Source organism: Candidatus Mycoplasma haematominutum 'Birmingham 1' (assembly GCF_000319365.1).
GTDB classification, from domain to species: domain Bacteria; phylum Bacillota_I; class Bacilli_A; order Mycoplasmatales; family Mycoplasmoidaceae; genus Eperythrozoon_A; species Eperythrozoon_A haematominutum.
The window spans coordinates 203280-222798 of sequence record NC_021007.1; the positions used below are offsets into that span (position 1 = coordinate 203280).

36 protein-coding genes, 1 tRNA gene and 1 other RNA gene are annotated in these 19519 nt (G+C 38.4%); 34 read left to right on the forward strand and 4 right to left on the reverse strand.

The window, feature by feature from the left end; all coding sequences use genetic code 4:
* Positions 1-27: 27 nt before the first annotated feature.
* An RNA gene (gene rnpB / locus MHM_RS02865) (RNase P RNA component class B) lies at positions 28-400 on the reverse strand.
* 81 nt (positions 401-481) lie between these two features.
* On the opposite strand from rnpB, the gene rplJ reads away from it, so the two are divergent.
* Together rplJ and rplL are read left to right on the forward strand one after the other, a co-directional pair.
* A complete protein-coding gene (gene rplJ / locus MHM_RS01020) occupies positions 482-976 on the forward strand; it encodes a 50S ribosomal protein L10 (protein WP_015511574.1) in 495 nt (164 codons plus the stop codon).
* Positions 976-1368 carry a 50S ribosomal protein L7/L12 gene (gene rplL / locus MHM_RS01025; RefSeq protein ID WP_015511575.1) on the forward strand — a complete coding sequence of 131 codons (393 nt, stop codon included), beginning with the start codon at positions 976-978 and terminating at the stop codon, positions 1366-1368. The genes rplJ and rplL overlap by 1 nt, the downstream gene beginning before the upstream one ends.
* 66 nt (positions 1369-1434) lie before the next feature.
* Here rplL and MHM_RS01030 read toward each other — a convergent pair.
* A tRNA-Thr gene (locus MHM_RS01030) sits at positions 1435-1508 on the reverse strand.
* Positions 1509-1610: 102 nt separating this feature from the next.
* Here MHM_RS01030 and rpsJ point away from each other — a divergent pair.
* The 29 genes from rpsJ to MHM_RS01170 all read left to right on the forward strand — a co-directional run bounded on the left by rpsJ (position 1611) and on the right by MHM_RS01170 (position 17019).
* Positions 1611-1922, forward strand: coding sequence for a 30S ribosomal protein S10 (gene rpsJ / locus MHM_RS01035; RefSeq protein WP_015511576.1), 312 nt, complete (start codon positions 1611-1613; stop codon positions 1920-1922).
* A gap of 4 nt (positions 1923-1926) precedes the next feature.
* Complete coding sequence (gene rplC / locus MHM_RS01040; protein ID WP_015511577.1) at positions 1927-2604, forward strand: 50S ribosomal protein L3; 678 nt, start codon at positions 1927-1929, stop codon at positions 2602-2604.
* A gap of 1 nt (position 2605) precedes the next feature.
* Positions 2606-3268, forward strand: coding sequence for a 50S ribosomal protein L4 (gene rplD, locus MHM_RS01045; protein WP_015511578.1), 663 nt, complete (start codon positions 2606-2608; stop codon positions 3266-3268).
* The gene (rplW, locus tag MHM_RS01050; RefSeq protein ID WP_015511579.1) at positions 3259-3720 is read left to right on the forward strand and encodes a 50S ribosomal protein L23; all 462 of its coding nucleotides are present in this window, start codon (positions 3259-3261) and stop codon (positions 3718-3720) included. The genes rplD and rplW overlap by 10 nt, the downstream gene beginning before the upstream one ends.
* 120 nt (positions 3721-3840) lie before the next feature.
* Entirely contained in the window at positions 3841-4281 is a 441-nt protein-coding gene (locus MHM_RS02835; protein WP_015511580.1) for a hypothetical protein, read from the forward strand.
* 33 nt (positions 4282-4314) lie between these two features.
* Positions 4315-5163 carry a 50S ribosomal protein L2 gene (gene rplB / locus MHM_RS01060; protein WP_015511581.1) on the forward strand — a complete coding sequence of 283 codons (849 nt, stop codon included), beginning with the start codon at positions 4315-4317 and terminating at the stop codon, positions 5161-5163.
* Between the two features lie 3 nt (positions 5164-5166).
* Entirely contained in the window at positions 5167-5448 is a 282-nt protein-coding gene (gene rpsS / locus MHM_RS01065; RefSeq protein ID WP_015511582.1) for a 30S ribosomal protein S19, read from the forward strand.
* A 7-nt stretch (positions 5449-5455) separates the two neighbouring features.
* Positions 5456-5896, forward strand: a complete 441-nt coding sequence (locus MHM_RS01070) for a large ribosomal subunit protein uL22 (RefSeq protein WP_015511583.1) — start codon at positions 5456-5458, stop codon at positions 5894-5896.
* Positions 5897-5899: 3 nt separating this feature from the next.
* Positions 5900-6625: a 30S ribosomal protein S3 gene (gene rpsC / locus MHM_RS01075; RefSeq protein ID WP_015511584.1), complete on the forward strand. Its 726-nt coding sequence runs from the start codon at positions 5900-5902 to the stop codon at positions 6623-6625.
* Positions 6626-6636: 11 nt separating this feature from the next.
* Complete coding sequence (gene rplP, locus MHM_RS01080) at positions 6637-7050, forward strand: 50S ribosomal protein L16 (RefSeq protein WP_015511585.1); 414 nt, start codon at positions 6637-6639, stop codon at positions 7048-7050.
* 5 nt (positions 7051-7055) lie between these two features.
* Positions 7056-7331, forward strand: a complete 276-nt coding sequence (gene rpmC, locus MHM_RS01085) for a 50S ribosomal protein L29 (RefSeq protein WP_015511586.1) — start codon at positions 7056-7058, stop codon at positions 7329-7331.
* Positions 7332-7333: 2 nt separating this feature from the next.
* Complete coding sequence (locus MHM_RS01090) at positions 7334-7609, forward strand: small ribosomal subunit protein uS17 (RefSeq protein WP_015511587.1); 276 nt, start codon at positions 7334-7336, stop codon at positions 7607-7609.
* A complete protein-coding gene (rplN, locus tag MHM_RS01095) occupies positions 7609-7977 on the forward strand; it encodes a 50S ribosomal protein L14 (RefSeq protein WP_015511588.1) in 369 nt (122 codons plus the stop codon). Before MHM_RS01090 ends, rplN begins: the two co-directional genes overlap by 1 nt.
* Positions 7978-7982: 5 nt before the next feature.
* Positions 7983-8273 (forward strand): 50S ribosomal protein L24, encoded by a 291-nt coding sequence (rplX, locus tag MHM_RS01100; protein ID WP_015511589.1) that lies wholly within the window; start codon positions 7983-7985, stop codon positions 8271-8273.
* 2 nt (positions 8274-8275) lie between these two features.
* Positions 8276-8830, forward strand: a complete 555-nt coding sequence (gene rplE, locus MHM_RS01105) for a 50S ribosomal protein L5 (RefSeq protein ID WP_015511590.1) — start codon at positions 8276-8278, stop codon at positions 8828-8830.
* A gap of 5 nt (positions 8831-8835) precedes the next feature.
* Positions 8836-9021, forward strand: coding sequence for a type Z 30S ribosomal protein S14 (locus tag MHM_RS01110; RefSeq protein ID WP_015511591.1), 186 nt, complete (start codon positions 8836-8838; stop codon positions 9019-9021).
* Complete coding sequence (locus tag MHM_RS01115) at positions 9015-9407, forward strand: uS8 family ribosomal protein (RefSeq protein WP_015511592.1); 393 nt, start codon at positions 9015-9017, stop codon at positions 9405-9407. The genes MHM_RS01110 and MHM_RS01115 overlap by 7 nt, the downstream gene beginning before the upstream one ends.
* Positions 9408-9421: 14 nt before the next feature.
* Positions 9422-9976 (forward strand): 50S ribosomal protein L6, encoded by a 555-nt coding sequence (locus MHM_RS01120; RefSeq protein ID WP_015511593.1) that lies wholly within the window; start codon positions 9422-9424, stop codon positions 9974-9976.
* A gap of 37 nt (positions 9977-10013) precedes the next feature.
* Positions 10014-10346, forward strand: coding sequence for a 50S ribosomal protein L18 (locus MHM_RS01125; RefSeq protein ID WP_281086571.1), 333 nt, complete (start codon positions 10014-10016; stop codon positions 10344-10346).
* Positions 10346-11044: a 30S ribosomal protein S5 gene (gene rpsE, locus MHM_RS01130; protein ID WP_015511595.1), complete on the forward strand. Its 699-nt coding sequence runs from the start codon at positions 10346-10348 to the stop codon at positions 11042-11044. Before MHM_RS01125 ends, rpsE begins: the two co-directional genes overlap by 1 nt.
* Positions 11045-11054: 10 nt before the next feature.
* A complete protein-coding gene (gene rplO, locus MHM_RS01135) occupies positions 11055-11525 on the forward strand; it encodes a 50S ribosomal protein L15 (protein ID WP_015511596.1) in 471 nt (156 codons plus the stop codon).
* A gap of 142 nt (positions 11526-11667) precedes the next feature.
* Positions 11668-13029, forward strand: coding sequence for a preprotein translocase subunit SecY (gene secY, locus MHM_RS01140; RefSeq protein ID WP_245529209.1), 1362 nt, complete (start codon positions 11668-11670; stop codon positions 13027-13029).
* A 59-nt stretch (positions 13030-13088) separates the two neighbouring features.
* Positions 13089-13739, forward strand: coding sequence for an adenylate kinase family protein (locus MHM_RS01145; RefSeq protein ID WP_015511598.1), 651 nt, complete (start codon positions 13089-13091; stop codon positions 13737-13739).
* On the forward strand, positions 13739-14620 hold the full coding sequence (locus MHM_RS01150; protein ID WP_015511599.1) for a M24 family metallopeptidase: 882 nt from the start codon (positions 13739-13741) through the stop codon (positions 14618-14620). The genes MHM_RS01145 and MHM_RS01150 overlap by 1 nt, the downstream gene beginning before the upstream one ends.
* 1 nt (position 14621) lies before the next feature.
* Positions 14622-14858: a translation initiation factor IF-1 gene (locus tag MHM_RS01155; protein ID WP_015511600.1), complete on the forward strand. Its 237-nt coding sequence runs from the start codon at positions 14622-14624 to the stop codon at positions 14856-14858.
* Positions 14859-14867: 9 nt separating this feature from the next.
* Entirely contained in the window at positions 14868-14981 is a 114-nt protein-coding gene (rpmJ, locus tag MHM_RS02890; protein WP_015511601.1) for a 50S ribosomal protein L36, read from the forward strand.
* A gap of 92 nt (positions 14982-15073) precedes the next feature.
* On the forward strand, positions 15074-15559 hold the full coding sequence (gene rpsM / locus MHM_RS01160) for a 30S ribosomal protein S13 (protein ID WP_015511602.1): 486 nt from the start codon (positions 15074-15076) through the stop codon (positions 15557-15559).
* Positions 15560-15563: 4 nt separating this feature from the next.
* The gene (rpsK, locus tag MHM_RS01165) at positions 15564-15953 is read left to right on the forward strand and encodes a 30S ribosomal protein S11 (protein ID WP_015511603.1); all 390 of its coding nucleotides are present in this window, start codon (positions 15564-15566) and stop codon (positions 15951-15953) included.
* The gene (locus MHM_RS01170; protein WP_245529188.1) at positions 15922-17019 is read left to right on the forward strand and encodes a DNA-directed RNA polymerase subunit alpha; all 1098 of its coding nucleotides are present in this window, start codon (positions 15922-15924) and stop codon (positions 17017-17019) included. Before rpsK ends, MHM_RS01170 begins: the two co-directional genes overlap by 32 nt.
* 47 nt (positions 17020-17066) lie before the next feature.
* Here MHM_RS01170 and MHM_RS02955 read toward each other — a convergent pair whose 3' ends face one another.
* Together MHM_RS02955 and MHM_RS01175 are read right to left on the reverse strand one after the other, a co-directional pair.
* Positions 17067-17228, reverse strand: coding sequence for a hypothetical protein (locus MHM_RS02955; protein WP_187286211.1), 162 nt, complete (start codon positions 17226-17228; stop codon positions 17067-17069).
* 3 nt (positions 17229-17231) lie between these two features.
* Positions 17232-17915 (reverse strand): RNA methyltransferase, encoded by a 684-nt coding sequence (locus MHM_RS01175; protein WP_015511605.1) that lies wholly within the window; start codon positions 17913-17915, stop codon positions 17232-17234.
* A 64-nt stretch (positions 17916-17979) separates the two neighbouring features.
* Between MHM_RS01175 and greA the strand changes: the two genes are divergently transcribed.
* Genes greA through rpsP form a run of 3 tightly spaced genes read left to right on the forward strand, consistent with a single transcriptional unit; the run spans position 17980 to position 19482 of the window.
* On the forward strand, positions 17980-18474 hold the full coding sequence (gene greA / locus MHM_RS01180; protein WP_015511606.1) for a transcription elongation factor GreA: 495 nt from the start codon (positions 17980-17982) through the stop codon (positions 18472-18474).
* A 4-nt stretch (positions 18475-18478) separates the two neighbouring features.
* Positions 18479-19240, forward strand: coding sequence for a hypothetical protein (locus tag MHM_RS01185; protein ID WP_015511607.1), 762 nt, complete (start codon positions 18479-18481; stop codon positions 19238-19240).
* A complete protein-coding gene (rpsP, locus tag MHM_RS01190; protein ID WP_015511608.1) occupies positions 19240-19482 on the forward strand; it encodes a 30S ribosomal protein S16 in 243 nt (80 codons plus the stop codon). Before MHM_RS01185 ends, rpsP begins: the two co-directional genes overlap by 1 nt.
* The last annotated feature ends 37 nt before the right edge of the window (positions 19483-19519 follow it).

The window sequence follows — 19519 nt, forward strand, 5'->3', positions numbered from 1 at the left end:
GGGGGAGAAATAATACTATTAAAGGCAGACGATAAGCCATGTTCTGTATCTAAGCTGGGCTTAGAGGTGAGTAATTAATCTAATATAGGAAACAATTTCTATATTTCTAGACTCAGTTGAATTCCTTTGTCTAAATTCCCTTACCAATTTTTAGGTTTCTTGCTTGAGGGGTTTACCGCGTTTCACACTTTATATTTCTATAAAGCTCGTCTCTGTGGCACTTTATGGAGATAACTTCATATAAGAGCTGTTCAAAATACTTAGAAGTTATCTCTGCCATCAACTAGTTTTCACTAATTGTTAAGTTTTATTTTTTATATACTTACACAAACACTATAGTCATCTCAGACTATGCAAGCATGGACTTTCCTCTTTCTTTCAAAAGCTACTCACTATCTGTCTAAAAACTAGTGAAATTCCCCTATTGGAGGGGAATTTTTAATTTCTCCCTTTTATATGATACAGCTATTTAAATAAAGTTATGAGGTCTAGCCATACTGTAAAAGAGCAACAGGTAAGAGTGTTAGTGCAGAAAATGAGGGAATCTGCTTCTTTTGCAACAGTTAAATACAGTTCACTAGGAGCTAAGTCTTCTGAGTGACTTAGGAGGGAGGTAAAAAAGTATGAAGGAGAGGTAAAAATGGTTTCTAATAATGTGTTGAAGAGGGCTCTCGCTCAATTTACTGAAGGTGCGGAAGTAGGTGAAATTGCAGGCCAGCATTTTTTGCTTTTAATCAAGTCTGAACAGATTGCCCCCTTAAAATTGCTAGCTCAGCTAGTTAAAAAATATGAATTACTGAATTTCGGTGCTGTTTACTGTAATAACAAGTTTTTAACAGAAAAACAGAGAGAGTATATTCCAAACTGACTAGATAGAGAAGCAGTACTTTCTAAATTTGCATATCTTTTGAATTATCCTATTCTTTCATTAATATTTAATATAAAGGCTATAGCAGCTAAGAGCGAGGTTAGGTAGTGTCTACAAAGTTAAACAGTAAGGAGATTATTGCAAGTTTAAAAGAGTTTAGTGTAGTGGAATTAAATGAGTTGGTAAGGGAATTAGAAACAGAATTTAATGTCAGCGCTACAAGTTTTGCAGCACCGACTTCAGGAGAAAAAAAGGAAGAAGAGGGAGAGAAAGTTGATGCGAACAAAGACCTCTATCTGACAGCTGCAGGCACTAATAAAATAGGTGTAATTAAATTGGTTAGAGAGTTGACCTCACTAGGTTTGATGGAAGCAAAAAAAATAGTAGATAGTGCTCCCTCACTTGTTAAGGCAGATATTCCCTCTTCTCAGTTTGAAGAGTTGAAGTCCAAATTTGAGGCAATAGGAGCAACTGTAGAATTCAAACCAGCTTCTAAGTAGGGGAGGGGCTTTTTAGAGGCTTTTCGCGAAAGCGAAAAGTCTCTTGCTCTTCCCTATTTAATACATTGGTGCCGAATAAGTGAATCGAACACTTCTCAAGTCATTACCATTGACTCGTTTTACCACTAAACTAATCCGGCTTAAAAAAGCCTAGCCTTTGATTTAATGTTATGTTTTTTAGGAGAATTTAGGCTATATTATTAAAATAATGACTCTTTAAGGTAGATAAACTTTAAAATAAGTTGAATTCTACACTCAAACTTAAGTTAATTTCCTTTGACTATAGACTTTTAGATTTATGGGTGAAGAAGATAGTGGAGTTAGCTTTGAAGCATAATTCTAAGATTCAGGGCCCAATTCCCTTACCTACTAAAACTAAACTTTATACGGTTTTGAAGTCTCCTCACGTTAATAAACCTTCAATGGAGCACTTTGAGAAGAAAGAGCACAGACGTTTGATCTTAATTTCAGAGTATGATAGTAAATTACTTTCATATTTTGAGAGAATGAGCCTTCCCGCTTCTTTAGATTTAAGAATTTCCCTAATAGGTTAAGGGGATGAGAGAGGTTATATGTCAGAAAATAGGAATGAGTAGTGTGTTTGCTCAATCTGGGGAATTTATCCCAGTTACATTTGTAAGGCCAGTTCCTACTCAGGTGCTATTTGTAAAGAGAAGGGAAAAGTTTGGATACTCTTCAATTGTGGTAGGAATAGGAGAGGAATCTACCCCTAAGCATATTTCTAAACCAGTTCAGGGTCAATTTAGGGAGGGAGAATTACCCTTAAGGCGTAAAATTGGAGAGCTCAGTTGAGATGAAGAGAAAGAGTATAAGAGGGGAGATTTCGTGAAGATAGCGGAATTATTTCAAGTAGGAGAGTTAATTAAGGTGCAGGGAATTTCTAGGGGTATGGGCTTTACAGGTGCGATCAAAAGATGAAATTTTGCAACAAGCCCGAAGACCCATGGGTCAGGTTATCCTCACAGATATCAAGGTTCGCTGGAAACTGGAAGAGGGGGCAGATCAGCTCAAAAGGTATGGAAGGGGAAAAAAATGTCTGGAAGGGCTGGAGCAGAAAAGTGTACTATTCAGAATTTGAAGATTTTGCACATAGATAGCGAAAAAAATATGGTAGTGTTAAGCGGCTCTGTACCAGGCAGAAAAAAATCATTAGTGAGACTAAAGTCTATTCATAAAGCAAGACCTATCGTACCAGAGAAGTTGGTGGCCCTTTAGAGTGGATAGAAGCTTAAAAGTTTTCAGTCTTGATGGAGAACAGATGGGATCGTTACAAGTAAAAGATATTGTGAGCAATTGGGATCCTACATTTTTTCACTCAGAAGCTGTATTTCAGACAGTTATTTCAGAGCTCTCTTCTACGAGATTAGCCAGACCCCATACTAAGACTAAGGGAGAAATCTCTGGAGGCGGGAAAAAGCCCTATAGACAGAAGCATACAGGTAGAGCGAGACAGGGTTCAAGGAGAAATCCCCAGTTTGTGGGAGGTGGAGTGGTATTTGGTCCCCGTAAGGAGGTAAATCACTATAAAAAGGTAAATAAAAGAGTGAGGGCTCTTGCAGTTAAATCTTGTTGAACTCAGGCCATAGTTAGGGATAAGCTCTTCATAATTGATACCAAAGAGTTAGAGGGATTTCCAGCTAATAAGACTAAAACAATATCTAGATTACTTAAAAAAGCTGAATGCGACCCCAAACGAATTTTTTTACTAGTTGAAAAGTTAGAAGAGCCTCTAGTGTTGGGAGCTAGAAATATTGAGGGAGTTGAGGTATGCTTAGCAGAGTCTATTTCTCTTAATAATTTGATGAAGGCTACAAGTTTAGTATTAAGTACTTCAGGACTAGAATGGCTAAAGCTTAATCATTTTCAGAAATGGAGTTAATTAATGTTATTAGAGAACCTTATACTCCGGGGAAGCGATTTGGTAATAAAACCCAAACTACATTTGTGCTAGCTTTTATAGTTGACAGGAATGCAAACAAAATTATGATTCGAAAGGCATTTAAGGCAATATTTGGAGTGCGTGTAAAAAGTGTTAACACTCTTGTAAAACATCCACAACCTACTAGAGTTACTAAATACGGGCGTCACAATTTTACAAAAGCTAGGAAAATTGCATATATCTCTCTCACTAAGGAGGATTTTTTAAATCTTAAGAAGGAAATAGAGGGAGCTGAGGCAGTTGAGGAAGAACTATTAAAAGAATCAAAAGAAGTGGTTGAAGTTAAGACAGTGCCTACGAATACTGAAACTGTACAAGGGATAAAAGAAAAGGAGCTGGCCAAAGCGGAAAAGCAGGTAGAGAAAATTAAGAGTGAGGGAAATGCAGATTAGGGGTAACGAGAAAAAGCATAGGAGTATTGAAATGAGTAAAACAGTAGGAACATTAGGTTTAAAGCTGTAAATTTTATAGCTTTCTATGATCATTGTTTAGGAACTAGAGTTTAAAAAATAATGCCAGCTCCTAGTAAATTATTGACTTCTTTGCTATTTGGAACAGGCTTGGGTGCCGGCCCTTACGGAGCAGCAGTAGTGACAGGGGGAATGCCCACTTCCGCTGAAGTTACTCAGGAGCGAGAGGAAAGTAAATTTGGAGAGATTTGCCTTCTCGATGAAGAAATGTGCAAATTTATGAGTGATCCAACCGCACATACTGATACTAAGAAAGAGGCATCCGCAACTGGAGGGAGCGATTCGAGTTCTAAACCTTGGGAAAAATTATCTGATGACTTATTGGCTGAAAGATGGGATGATGTGTGTGTCTGAGGATTCCATGATCAGACTTTAAATAACTTAGCTCAATGTAAACCAGAAAAGAAGTCTCCTGCAAGTGAAGCTTCGGGGGGGGGCGCAGGTAGCGGAAACCAAGACTCAACCCAGGCAAGCCGCCGTTAAAAAGAAGAAAAAGAAAAAAAGCATAGGTAGGTAATGGCTATTAAACAGACAGTATTACGAAGTTCAGGAAAGAGGGTAGTCTTAACGATAGATTACAGAAACACACTTACTAGGGGATATAAACCTCACAAACCTCTCTTAAAAACTAGAAAAAAACATGCAGGTAGAAATAATACTGGTCAAATTACAGTACGTCATAAAGGGGGAGAGCGGAAACGAAAGTATAGGTTGGTAGATTTTAAGAGAAATAAATTTGAGATACCAGGAAGGGTAAAGACAATTGAGTATGATCCCAATAGATCTTGTTTTATTTCACTAGTCAATTATGCTGATGGAGAGAAGAGATACATTTTAACTCCTGAGGGAGTGAAGGAGGGAGATATAGTGCTTTCTAGTCTGAAGAGAACTAGCTTAAGGGTGGGTGATTGCATGCCGATAGGAGTTATTCCTGAAGGGATGATGGTGCACAATATCGAGTTAAGACCAGGAGCTGGAGGACAGTTAGTTAGATCCGCTGGAGGACAAGCACAAATTTTAGGAAAGGATTTAACTGGAGCTTACACTCTTATTAAATTGCCTTCCAAGGAAATGAGAAAAATCAAAAATGAGGCGAGAGCGACACTAGGACAATTGTCGGCAGTAGACCATAATTTAGTGAGACTAGGAAAGGCGGGTAGAAATAGAAAATTAGGGGTGAGACCTACAGTCAGAGGAGTAGCTATGAATCCTAATGATCATATACACGGAGGGGGAGAGGGGAGATGTTCTATTGGTAGGGATGCGCCAAGAACCCCCTGAGGAAAGCGACATATGGGGGTAAAGACCAGGTCTAAAAGGTCTCCCTCTAATAGGATGATTGTGCAGAGAAGGGGAGCAAGTTAGAGCGTGGGAAGAAGTAGTAAAAAGGGATTATATGTTCTGCCTAGTTTACTTAAGAAAGCTGCTAAGATGCAGCAACAGGAAAAGAAAAAAGCTATCAAGACTTGATCGAGAAATAGTACGATTTATCCCGAATTTCTCTCACTGACATTTTTAGTACATAATGGAAGATCTTTTGTGACTGTTCAGTGCAATGAGTATATGCTAGGTCATAAGTTGGGAGAATTTGCACCAACTCGAGTATTCAAACAACATACACTAGCTAAGACAGCGCAAAGTAAAAAGTAGAGTCTAAATGTTAGTGAAGGTAGTGCATAGAAATATTAGGATTTCTCCCAGAAAAGCTATACATGTGTGTAGACTCGTGAATAGACAGCCACTCGAAAAGGCTTATAGAATTCTAGAAAGCATTCCAAGGGAAAAGACTGTAACTTTACTCCAAAAATTATTTAAGGAAGCAGCTAATAATGCTGTACATAATTACGCGTTAAATGGAGATATTTTGGAGATACATGAGTGCACTGCCCTTAAAGGAGCTTCACTAAAACGAGGCTTTCCCAGGGCAAAGGGTAGAACTGATTTAAGGCTACATAGATTTTCTCACCTAAAGGTAGTATTGAAGGAAAAGGAGAGAGTTTCTACTAGCTCTAGAAAAGCACCTAAACTAAAGTCAATTAAATTGGGAGCAGAATTAAGTACTAAGAAAATAGATGATCAGGCTCAAGAGGGAGCTTAAAGCATGGGTCAAAAGAGTAATCCTAATTGCGTAAGACTAGGCTTCAATAAAAATTGACTCTCTAGGTGAAATGCTCCAGATAAGAAAAGTGCGGCTCAGTGGATACTAGAGGATGAAAAAATTAGAAAGTATCTTAATACTGAGTGTAGAGAGGGAATACTTGCTCAAATTGAACTTGATAGGTTTATGAACTATACTGGCACTTGAATGATTACCATTACACTTCACTTGGTTGAGGTAGGATTATTTGATCATGAAAAGGAGAGGGAGAGATTAACTAGGGCGCTTAAGAAACTCATAAGCGGTGCGTGAGAAGTGGAGATAGTATTCCTGGAACTTAAGAATCCCGGAGTTAGTGCAATTGTATTAGCTAATGAAGTGGTAACTATGTTGGAAGATAGGGTGCCTCTTCGAATTACATTGAAGCGCACCATAAAAACTGCGATGTATGCTGGAGCAAAGGGAATAAGAATACAAGTTTCAGGCAGAATTAACGGAGCTGATATGGCTAGGTCGGAAAGTGCAACAGAGGGGGAAATACCCTGCTCTACATTGCGCGCAAATATTGAATATGCATATAAAGTAGCTAGAACTACATATGGAGTTTTAGGTGTAAAAGTGTGAGTTAATAGGGGGTTATATTTTGGAGAGTATTATGCACCAATGCCTGAAAAGGTAAAGGTGTTTAGAGATGAAACAGGAAGATATGTTATTGCTGAGAGTACATAGAAAGGTTGTAGGTGCAGCCTAAGAGAACTAAATGGAGAAAACCTCACAAGGTTAGCTATGAGGGAAAGGCAAAGGGTAATAGATATATCTCTTACGGTGTTGCGGGACTTAGGGCGTTAGAGGGAGCTTGAATTACGGAGAGACAGTTGGAGGCTGCGAGAATTGCCATTTCAAAGAGGTTAGGGAAAACAGGAAGAATGTGAATCAGAGTTTTTCCCCACCTTTCTCTCTCTAAAAAGCCATTAGAAGTTAGAATGGGCTCCGGAAAGGGAGCTCCTAGCCACTTTGTAGCTACAGTTAAAGAGGGCACTATTTTATTTGAAGTTGCAGGTTTAGAGAAAGAGGAGATATTAAAGACTTTCTACAAAGCTAGTGCGAAACTTCCTATTAAAACTGAAACAATATTTAGGGAACTAACCATTTAAATCAGATGGCTAGCGAGACTAAAGAGTTAAGGGCTACTGAGACCGAAAAACTAAAAAAATTACTATTCGATCTTAAGGTAAGGTTAGTGGAGTACAGATTTCAACTTTCTCAAGGTTCCCTTAAGAATACTAATTTAATTAAGGGAACTAAGCGAATGATTGCGAGAATTCTCACAATTTTGCATGAGCGAAAGGAAAGCTTTAGTAATAGGGATTTAGCTCACTATATGAAGTTAGCAGATGCTGAAGAGCGCTCTAAATTAGCTAGAAAAAATAGATAGATATGGAAGAGGCGGTGCGAGAACTTAGGGGAAAAATCCTGACTGGTCAGGTAATTTCAGTGAGGCCTAAGACTATAGTAGTGAGGGTAGCAAGAAGTTATAAGATACCTAAATATGGGGTGACTAAAACGCGGTATAAGAAATGTCATGCTCACGATGAGTTGAATAGTGCAGCGGTTGGAGATACTGTAAGCATTTTGAGTTCTAGACCTAGATCGGCCTTAAAAAGATGGGTATTACTTCCTCCAGATTATAGAAAGCAAAAACTGTCTAAATAGTGATTCAGGTCCTCTCAAGACTAAATGTTGCCGACAATACTGGAGCTAAAGAGGTGGGGGTTATAAAGGTATATGGAGGCACTAGAAGGAGGTATGCAGGTGTAGGAGATGTAGTTTTAGTCTCAGTCAAGAAACTCTCCTCCTTTTCTGGAGTTAAAAAAGGAGAGATGTTTAAAGCTTTAATTGTGAGGACAAAGTCTAAAGTAAGGCGAAAATCAGGTGCAACTCTTTCATTTGATGAGAATTCCTGTGTTTTGCTTAAAAATGATGGTTCTATTTTGGGCACTAGGGTATTTGGCCCCCTTTCAAGAGAGCTCAAAGAGAAGGGTTACAATAAGTTAATTTCAATTGCTGAGTTTGTTTTTTAAGGCAGGTGAGGAGGTTAAAGAAGGGAGATCAAGTGCTAGTTATGAGGGGCTCAGAGAAGGGTAAGGAGGGCAAAATTAAACGTATTTTAGTCGAGAGGGAGGCTGCTGTGGTGGAGGGAGTATATAAGTGTACTGTATATAAGAGAGGTAAAGGTTTAATAGAATTTGAGAGGCCTATCCACCTCTCAAATTTGGCATTACTGTCGTCTAATAAGAAAGAGGGAGCTATTAAAGTCTCCTATTTAATCAAGGAGGGTAAAAAAGAGAGGATAAGTAGGAAAAAAGCTAAAACATAGAAGTGAGCGATTTTAGCTGAAGTTTAAGGGAGAAGTATAGGACTGAGATTATTAGCTCCCTTATGAGGGAATTTGAATTTAGTTCTCCAATGCAAGTGCCTAGACTGCAAAAGATAGTAATTAATATAGGCTGCGGAGATGGTTCAAAAGATAAACAGTTTATAGAATCATCGGCTAGAGAGTTAGAGTTGATAGTGGCTCAGAAACCACTAATTACTAAATCTAAAGCTTCAATTGCTGAATTTAAGTTACGTGAGGGTCAGCCAGTAGGGTTGAAGGTAACTCTACGAAATGACAGAATGTGGTCTTTTGCAGAGAAGTTTTTTAAGGTCGCACTTCCTAGAGCTAGAGACTTTAAGGGAATACGGAGATCCGCTGTAGACAGTCAGGGAAATTTAAATATTGGAGTAAAGGAGCAAATTATATTTACTGAATTAAACTACGATAAGGTTAAAAAATTGAGGGGAATGAATATCAGTTTTGTGACTTCTAATAGTAATAGGGAAGCCTCTTTAGCTATGTTTGCCCAGTTAGGCTGTCCATTTGCTAGAGGTTAGGTAGTATGGCTAAAAAGTCGCTGATTTATAAGCAACAAAAAGTGCCTAAGTTTAAGTGCAGGGCATATACTAGATGTGGTCGTTGCGGTAGAGCGAGAGCAGTATTTAGGGATTATATGCTGTGCAGGCTCTGCTTTAGGGAACTAGCTAGTTGGGGTTACATCCCAGGAGTTAAAAAAGCCTCATGGTAACAGATTTAGTTGCGAATGGGTTGAATCAAATTAAGTTAGGCAGTCGCGTTAAAAAGAAGGAGGTATCTTTTTGATCCTCTAAGCTACTCGAGGAAATTTTGAGGGTGATGGAGGAGGAGGGATATATTAGAGGTTTTATTACTAAAGTGGAGAATAATAAACGTAGAAGCACTATCTACTTGAAATATAAGGATGGTGTCTCCTCTATTACTGGATTGAGAAAGATTACTACCCCTAGCAGAAAGGTAAGTGCGGGATGAAGGGAATTGCCTATAGTGATGTCTGGGCTTGCTACTGTAATTGTGAGTACCTCTCAGGGAGTACTCTGCGAGAAGGAAGCTAGAAAACGTAAATTAGGGGGAATCATTTTAGCTTATGTATGATAGGATAAAAATTTAGATTGTCTCGAATAGGAAATAGGAGTTTAACGGTACCGGAAGGCTTAGAATTTGAGCTTACAGAAAATTACCTACTTTTTAAAAAGGGAGAGAAGAGTAGAAAGATTATGTATGATTCTAAGATTGTGAAGGTTAGGTATGAAAATGAAATTCTGAGCTTTGAGAGGGGAAATAACTCTAAATTTTCTAATATGATGCAGGGCACTTTAAATTCACTTTGCTATGGAGCTATTATAGGCTTAACTAGGGGATTCCAGAAAAAATTGATTATTGAAGGAGTAGGATATAAGGCGCTTCAGAGGGGAGATAAGCTGCATTTATCTCTAGGTTATTCAAGGGAGAAAATTTTGCAGGTACCGGGAGAGCTTCAACTGTCTATCCCCTCCTCCGGAAAGGAGATTTTACTTAGTTCTCACAATAAGGAAATATTAGGAGAATTTGCTGCCCTCGTTAAGAAGCAGAGACCCGTGGAACCTTATAAGGGGAAGGGAATCAGAATTGAGGGAGAAATAGTAGTTAGGAAGCAGGGAAAGAGTGCTGAAGGAGCTAAAAAATAGGTCGAGTTAGACTATTTCTCGGGATAGCCTTGCTGAAATTCAGTCTAGACGAAGCAGGAGAGCTACTAAAGTACTCTCGAAGGCTCGAGAGGGGAGAAAACACATTCTTAGGGTGAAAAAGACTAATTTGCACCTATATCTCTTAGTGAAGTCTCCTAAGGATGGAAGGGTACTTTTTTCAGCTTCTTCGCTTCAACTGAAAATCAAGAAAGGGGGTGTGGAGAATTTAGAAAAGATAGTGGCTTCTTTACTGGAAAAATTGAATGCACGAAAGATAGATAGCCTGAGCTTGGATAGGGGATATCATAGCTATTATGGTACTATTCAGAAGGTGAGAGAGCGCCTTCTAGAAAACGGGATAAAAATATAGTGAGTACTAAGGTAGAAGCTAAGAAAACCGTTTTACTTTATGATTACAGAAAAAAGGTTAGGGAAAATGAAGCTAAGAAGGGAGAAAATATTCCAGGCGGTTCTAGAATCTTAAAGAATGTTGAAGAACGTAAAGAAGATGATAAGAGACTCTTAAATCTTCAGCTAAATGAATTTGAGGAAAAGGTGATTAAGGTCAAGAGGGTATCTAAGACTACGAGAGGGGGTCGTCAGAGTAGAGTTTGAGTATTGGTGGCTGCCGGGAATAAGAAAGGAAAGTTGGGGTTCGCAATTGGAAAGTCTAGAGAGTATTCCCTCGCCTTTAGGAAAGCTGCTAGAAAAGCTGTAAAAAATGCAATTAAAGTTCCAATGAATAGCAGGGGAACGATTTATCATGAGTTTTTGGGAAAGCATAATGCTTCAAAGGTATTATTGAAACCCGCCAAGAGCGGTACAGGAATTATTGCGGGAGGTCCTGTAAAAAAATTGTTACTTTTAGCTGGATATAAAGATCTTTACTCTAAAAATCTAGGAGCTAATAATCCTGTCAATATGGTGCGCGCTACCTTTAATGCCTTGCTCTCCCAGCAATCTCCGAAGCAAATAGCGCGGTTAAGAGACAAGACTTTTGAGGAACTATTTCACCTCCCTCCTCGAGCAAGTACATTGGTAGAAGAGGCTACTGAGCTCTCACAATAATATTTAGGCAATGGAGTTACATACTCTTCAGTATTCAAGAGGTTCTAGGGGTCAGAGACGTAAACGAGTAGGGAGAGGTTTTGGCAGTGGAATTGGAGGGAGATCCACGCGTGGTACGAAAGGTCAAAATGCTAGAAAATCTGGTACTGTAAGACTAGGTTTTGAAGGGGGGCAGATGCCCCTCTTCAGAAAAATAGGAAAATATGGTTTTAATCATAGAGCTTTTAAAACAGCTAAAAAAGTGATACCTTTAAAAAGATTGGATTTTTTTAAGGATGTTAGGGAGTTTAACTGAATTACCTTGAGAGAAAAGAGATTATTGAATTCTAGAGATAGGAGGCTCAAAATCATTGGAGATACTTCTGCATTATCTGGAGTTACTATTTATGCGCATGAGTTTTCCAGGGGAGTAGTAGAGTGAGCTGAAAAAAGTGGGAGTAAGCTAGTAAAGTTAGCTCCTGATCAGTTGCTAGAGTGCTAGTTCCTAGAAAGCCATTCAGTTAGCGCTTACAGCTAGGGGGAGGCGTTCAGCCTCCTCCTCTTTTTTCGCTAAGAATAGGGGGACTATTATCTCCCTACTGGCTACATGTGCAATTCTATTTTTATTTCAGGTCGGTTCGCATATAACAGCGCCTATGATCGAAAGAAGAACAGCTTCTAACCTTTCAGGATTGGCCCAATTACTGAACTTATTTGGAGGAGGTGGATTTAGGAGAGCTAGTATTTTCTCTGTAGGAATTTCCCCATATATAACGGCTCAGATCATCATTCAGCTAATGTCAAATGATTTAGTTAAAAAGCTTAATGAACTCCGAAAGGCTGGTGAGTTAGGTAGGGTAAAACTAGAACTCTACACTAGACTCTTGACAATGCCCTTTGCAATAATTACCTCACTAGGTACTCTTTACCTCTTAAATAATGAGGGAGTTAGCTTTAAGTATCTTTGGGAACCGGAACCGGTTGACCCTACACTGGAGAGGGTAGATGCCGATGCTTCTTCCAACTTAAAGGGAGGCGCACAGTTTATTACACTGGGAAAATTGCCCTTCATTCAGCAGGCATTGATGGTGCTAGTTTTTGTGACCGGAACTTATATTGCACTCTTTCTTTCTGATTTGATTTCTAAAAAGGGATTGGGAAATGGCATCTCACTTCTGATTGTTTCTGGAATTATTTCCTCCCTTCCTGAAAATTTTTACAACTCCTATAAGTTCCTAGCCTCTTTTGAGGGAGGTACTGAAAACATTCAACTGCTTATGAACATCTTTAAGTTTTCTATTTATGTCTTTTTCTATATTGTGGTAATTGCACTAATGGTTTTCATTAACGGTTCTGTGCGTAGAATTCCGATACAGCAAATAGGTGCAGGTTTAATTTTGGATAAGCGTAAATTAGGATATCTTCCATTTAAGTTAATGCCTGTAGGTATAATGCCTGTAGTCTTTTCCGGATCTATAATGATTCTGCCTGTAGGTATAGCTGAGATAAGTAAATCCGCCTCTCCAGGATTTAATGCTTTTATACAGGAATATATCTCCTTCGGGAGTTCTACTGGGTTGCTCATTTACTTCTGTTTGATTGTGCTCTTCTCCTTTTTGTATTGTCAGGTGCAGTTTAATACTGATGAGATGTGTAGGTCCTTCCAGAAGTCTGCTCAATTTATACCGGGAATAATGATTGGGCAGGAGACACACAATTACATAAAAATGGTGCTTAATAAGATCAACTGATTGGGCGCACCGATGCTAGGTTTAGTTACCATTATGCCAAATTTACTAAATATTTGAACAGGCTTGCCCTCCCAAATTGCCTTTGGAGGTACTGGAATGCTCCTACTCGTCTCTACAGCCCTAAATGTGTATGAAGAGTTACTGTCTACACACATAATTACCAAATATAAAGCTGAGCAAGAGCAGGAGTTGCACTCCCTGGAAGAAAGGCTATACTCCACTGGACTTAAGCCTTCTCCCTATCTATTGTGATAACCTTTAAAGGTGTGACTTAGAGAGTTAAAATCGAGCCCAAAGAGTTAGTTTTAATAGTTTTGCTGGCCCCTCCGGGTTCGGGAAAGGGAACCCTTTCAGAACTACTGAGGGAACGCAAAAATTTTTATGTGCTTTCAGCTGGAAAAATATTTAGGACTTTGATTTCAAGAAGTGCGGAAGGTAGCCAAGAGTTAGCAGAGGTAAATAAGGGAGGTTACCTCTCTGATGAAATAGTAAATAAGTATATGATTCAGGAGTTAGACTCTATTCAGGAAGCAGCCCTTAAGGGAGCTTTCCCTAGGTCTTATATAGTACTAGATGGTTATCCTAGAACAATAGGTCAGGCTAAAAAGCTGGAGTGATGAGCAGCAGAAAATGAATTGATAGTAGTGCAGCTAGAAGGGTTAAATGAAAGTCAAATTTCACAGAGATTAAACAATAGATATCTTTGTGAAGCTCACGAACATATATTTAATGCACTCAATAATTTTCCACAAGATGGTAGATGTCCAAAAGATGGTTCTAAGTTAATTAAGAGACAGGATGATCTGGAGGCAGAAACAATTAAAAAAAGATTATCTCAGCATGAGTCTCTAACCACTCCCATCTGGGAGTACTATAAGCAGAAAAATATTAGATCAATTGTTTTAAACAGTAGTTCAACAGTTGAAGAGCTCTATGACTCTTTCTGCAAGATTGTACTTAATTAGTGAAGTTAAACCTCAGTGTAGGGGTAGTAGCTCAAAAGAGTGAGGCTGAGCTTCAGACTATGAGAGTGGGAGGATTGATCTGACAGAATATTAGAGATTACCTAGTAGATAGTGTTAAGCCCGGAATGAGTCTTAAGGAGGTAGAGAAGTTAACAAAGGCTCAATTTGGGAAGTATGGAGTAGTTTCTTCCTTTGACAAAAGCGGAGATTTCCCCTCAATTATGTGTCTCTCCCTGAATGATTGTGTCGTTCACGGCGCCGCTTCAGAGGAGTTAATTAGGCCCGGAGATAAACTTACACTCGATTTTGGATTTAGCTATTTAGGCTTAAATATAGATGCTGCTTTCTCGATGTTTTTTCATCCTGAAAAAGAAGAGGAAAAAACACTGGGAAGGGGAGGAATAAAAAAATTAGAGGAATACTCCTATCTAGATCAACTCACTAAGGCACTATTTTATGAGGCAATTTCAGGCTTAAAAGCTGGGGAATTAACTGGAGCAATAACAGAACGTATTGAAAATTTTTTTTGTAAATATTTTCCCAAAAAGTATTCACTGCTGGAAAAGTTTACGGGTCACGGTATAGGAAAAAAATTACATGAATTTCCGAGAGTGCACAATTTTGGAATGAGGAAAGTAGAGGGAGTTGCACTTCCAGTTAACTCTACAATTTGCATTGAACCTATGATAATTGAACAGAAAGACGGTTCTTGAATACAGCGGGAGGGAGATTGCGGTGTCTATGCAAAAGATAGAAATGCTCAAACCCTACACTATGAACATTTGGTTGCAGTTAAAGCAGATGGAGTTGAAGTCTTAACTGCGAGTCTACAAGAAATGAGGGAATTGAAGAGTACATGAGAGTTAGTGAAGAAGCTGTAGTTTGAGCTCAGAGATTGAAAAGTTTTCACTGGAAGGTAAGATTGTTAAGATGGTGACTTCCGAGTACATTAAGGTAGAGTTGGTAAATAAAAAGATAATAGACTGCCATCTAGCTAAGAAATTAAGGAGATATAGTTCCTATCTACTGGAGGGAGATTTGGTAATTGTAGAGTTAGATCTATACGATCTGAATAAGGGAAAAATTATAGAGAGAATTATGCCTGAAAAAAAAGTTTAGAGTTGTAGAGTGAAGGTAAGGGCTTCAGTTAAGAGAATATGTGATCACTGTAAGATTGTGAGACGTAAAAATAGACTTCGGGTAATATGTAAGATCGCCAAACATAAACAACGTCAGAAGTAGATTTAAGAGTTAATTGGGCTTAAAATTAAAATTGAGGGAATTTGGTAAAAATAGAGAAGTTTAAGTCTATTAAGTGTTTGGAGTACTAGTTTTTGGCTCGTATACTTGGTGTAATATTACCTGACAAGAAGGAGTTATTCATAGCTCTCACTAAAATTTATGGAATTGGTAGAACTACCTCAGAAAAGATTATTCAATATTGGGCTTTAAATAAGATAGTTTCGGAAGACCGTTTAACTCAAGAGGAAAAGGACCGTTTACATCAACTAAAAACTAAGAGGGTACATACACTTCAGGCAGAGGAGATAGCCTCTCTCTCTCAGACAATAGTTAAACTTCAGTCAGTTCAGGACAAAAATTCTACTGAAAAACTTCTAAGGGAGAGACTTCTACTGGAGGGAGATCTTAGAAAAAAAATTAGTGATGATCTGACTAACCTTAAGGAGATTGCATCTTATGTAGGGCTGCGCCACAGAAGATCTCTACCAGTCCATGGACAACGTACTAGAACTAATGCTAGAACTCGGAAAGGTCCTAGAAAGACTGTGGCAAATAAGAAAATTGAGGGTAAAAAGTAGTTAGGTGTCTGCTACTACAGGGAAATCTGTTTCTAAGAAGAAAAAGCTTTCAGTCTCCAGTGGTATTATGCATATAAGTACCTCAATGAATAACATAATTATCTCCTTTACTGATCCAGAGGGGAATGTCTTACTTCAGGAGAGTTCCGGTACGTTAGGATATAAGGGAACTAAGAAATCTACCTCTTATGTTGCTAATTTAGTAGCTTCTAAGATTGGGAAAGAGGCTAAGGAGCTGGGAGTTTCATCTATAGCTATTCATGTAAAGGGAATTGGAAGGGGAAAGGAGATTGCACTTAGAACCATAGTGGGGTTAGGTTTTGAGGTGACAGAAGTTGCAGATAAGACTCCACTACAGCATAATGGATGCACTCCAAGCAAGAAGCCTCGTTAGAGTTATGTCTACTCAAATTAAGGTAGATATGCTTGAGAGATTCATGGATTTTCAGATTGAGACAGAGGTAGTAGATGCTAGTGATAGTTCAGCTACAGTAATTTTCTCTCCACTCGAACGAGGCTTCGGGAACACCTTAGGAAATACTATGAGAAGACTACTCTTAAGCTCCATTCCCTCTGCAGCTGTGTTTGCAATTAGAATTTCTTCACTTCCTCATGAGTACTCAGCAATTAAGGGGGTAGCAGAAGATGTAACTCAGTTAATACTAGCAGTGAGAAAATTAGTACTTAAGGTAGATGAAAAAATTATTGATTTTGAGGCGTTAAAAAATGAACCAATTGAGAGATGACCTTATCTGAAGGTGAGAAAAAATACAGAGGGAACTGTATACGCTAAAGATATAGAATGCTTTGCAGGTATTGAGATTGTCAATCCAGAGCTTAGAATATGCGAGGTGACCACTGACGGTGCGGGTTTTGAATTAGATTTGTTTTGCACAGTTGACAGGGGGTATAAGAGCTCAGAGGAAAATAGAGCTTTAATTAGTACACTTTCCTTAATTCCGATAGATGCTATCTTCTCTCCAGTTTTAATGGTGGAGTGAAAGGTTACTGAAGAAAAGACTACTAAATTAGGTATTAGCGATAAATTAAAGCTGAGCTTATCCACTAATGGCTCTATTTCAGCACTGGAAGCAATCTGGTATGCCTCCAAAATACTAGTTAACTTGTTTGCAAAAATCTCTGAGCAAAAGGTGAATGTATATAAAATCGATACTAAGCCTAGAGACTGACATATTATTGCGAAGGAAGATTCTACCAAAATCGGTACTTTGGCAGCAACCTCAATAGACTCACTTGATTTAGGTCAGCGAAATTACAACATTCTGAAAAATAAGGGTATAAACACCATCTCAGAGTTGATTGCAAGATTTGAGGAACTTGCTTCATTCAGAAATTTAGGTAGAAAGGCTCTCTCAGAGATAAGGGAAAAATTGATAAAAGCAGGTTATAAGGTAGGAGGAGCTGCGCCAACCACGCCTAAAACTGAGATAAAGAGTTAACCTTCAAGGGGAAGGGGAGCGTCAGCTCCCCTTATCCCTCTACCTATTTATTTTTTTTGAGTTTCCTCTCCCTTAGAGGTGAGACCTACTAGTGATTTAACTTCAGCTAGATATTTTTTAGCCACTACTCCCCCACTAATTAATACTCCTAGGTAGACACAGCGTCTAACTCATTTAGGTAGAAAGAATAATGCTTTTAAGAGTATCAAATATTAAGTTTTTAGGGCTTTTTTACTTTCTCTCTTGCGGTGCGCTTCTATCTTAGAGTGATGCCCCGAGAAGAGCACTTCCGGTACCTTATAACCTAGAAATTCTCTGGGAGGAGCATATACAGGAAAGTCTAGATCTTCAATAGAATCAGTAGAGTTAAAACTTTCAGATTCTAAACTTTCAGTCTTTATTACTGAGGGAATAAGTCTCACTATACTCTCAACCAGTACTGAAGCTGCGAGCGTTCCAGAGGAGAGTATATAGTCCCCAATAGAGATAGCTTCTGAGATAAAGTGCTTAATTCTCTCATCTATGCCTTCGTAGTGTCCGCAGATGAACACTAGAGGTTTGTCCGCAGAAAGTTTTTCCAGGTCCCTAGCCTTAGACTGTGTAAATTTAGGAGACCTAGGGCAGAGTAGGATAATGTGAGCAGTCTTAAGTAGGTTGTATCGTGATAAAAGGTTGTAGATGGGAACTATAGACAGCACCATTCCACTTTTTCCCCCGTATGGAGGATAATCTACCTGTTCTCTCACCTTTTGCCTAATATTTATCACCTTAAACTCTATAGGTGCTCGATATATAGACTTTAAGGTGATAGAGTGAATTAGTCAATTGGTAGCTTCTTCAGGAAAAAGTGTGAAGATATAGAATCTTCTCTTCCTTAGTTGTGCAGGAAGGGTCAACTCCCAGTAAGTTTAAAGTCTAATTTTAATTTAAAATTAAAGTTTAGGCACCGAAATTAGATAAATGAGTTCAGAAAGGGTAGTTAACTATCTAACTGAAGAAAAACTTGAGGAGTTAAAGGCTCAACTATCTAATCTGGTGGATGTTCAGAGATCTATAATACTTGAGGAGTTAAAGCAAGCTAGAAGTCTAGGAGATTTATCAGAAAATGCTGACTATGATAGTGCTAAAGATAGGCAAGCTCAGTTGGAGAAAAAAATTCAGGAGATTGAAGCTATACTGAAGAACTACTCTCTAATAAATGCCCAGGAGAAAACAACTTCTAAAAAACGAGATAGAGTTGTAGAGATAGGCTCTAAGGTGAGAATATATCATTCTCTCACTAACCAGGAATATGTTTTAGAGATACTTGGGAGCTTAGATGCTAATCCAGCTCAACACAAGATATCTAATGAGTCTCCGATTGCAAAAACTATATTAGGCAAACCTGCTGGAGGAACTTATCTAGTAGAAGGATTAAAGAAGAGTTACAAGATTACCATACTAGAGATACTTTAGGAAAGTGGTTTACTTTAGAGTGTTAAACTTTGATCATCTTGTACTGGGAAAGATTACAGGACTTACAGTAGAAGGAGTGTTAGTTACCTCTAAATTGTTTGCCCCTTTTTTAAAGCATAGAAGTTTTTCTTTTTCTGCCATTCCAGGAAAAGTTTTACCCCTTCCCTGCGCTTATCATTCCCTAAGCGAATACTATGAAAACTGAGGAGAATTAGCTACCTCTACTGAAGATAAGAAATATTTGCTTCCTACGAACTGAGAGCTAGTATACTCTCTCCTACTAGAGTTAAGGGAAAGGAGAACAGAGTTGCAACTCCCTGAACCCTTTTCAGAGGAAACTTCTACTATTGACTATCCTAGTTGAAAGTCTCAGATAAAACAGGTACTCTCATCTATCTCAGATATTGATTTTCATGAAATAATAGACAATTACAACCAGAGGGTATTTACACATCCAAAGTCTAAGCTCAACTTTAAGCTAATACATCCAGAAGAAATCAAATTTAAGGGAAAAGTGTTCCCTACTATTGCAGGGGCTAGAAATCTACAGATATATTTAAACAAGAAACTTGAGATTCTGCCCATGTTTTCAGTAGACAAAGACTCTAAGTTAAAGTTACTCCCCTCTTGAAAGCTTGAGGAGTTAGAAGGCCAAACTACATTTAAATACGATCAAGAGTGAATCTCAACACTAGAGTCTAAGGCACCGGATTTGTTTAGTCTGCATTCTTTTAAAGCTCCACCCCTACCTACGTTTAGTAAATAGTGGTTCGTATTCGAATGAAGAAAATGGGTAAATCGCACAATCCTGTATATAGAATCATTGCGATAGACTCTAAGAGAGGTAGAGATTCAGCAGAGTTAGCAAATTTAGGACTATATGAACCTAAAAAGGATTATTTTAGATTAAATATGACCCTCTATCAGGAGTGAATCTCTAGGGGGGCTCAACCTACTAAAAATTTACTAGTATTGTTGAAGGCTCAACCAAAGCTCTCTCATTTCTAGTAGGTTTAGGCTCTCTATCTTAACTGCACCTGTAGAG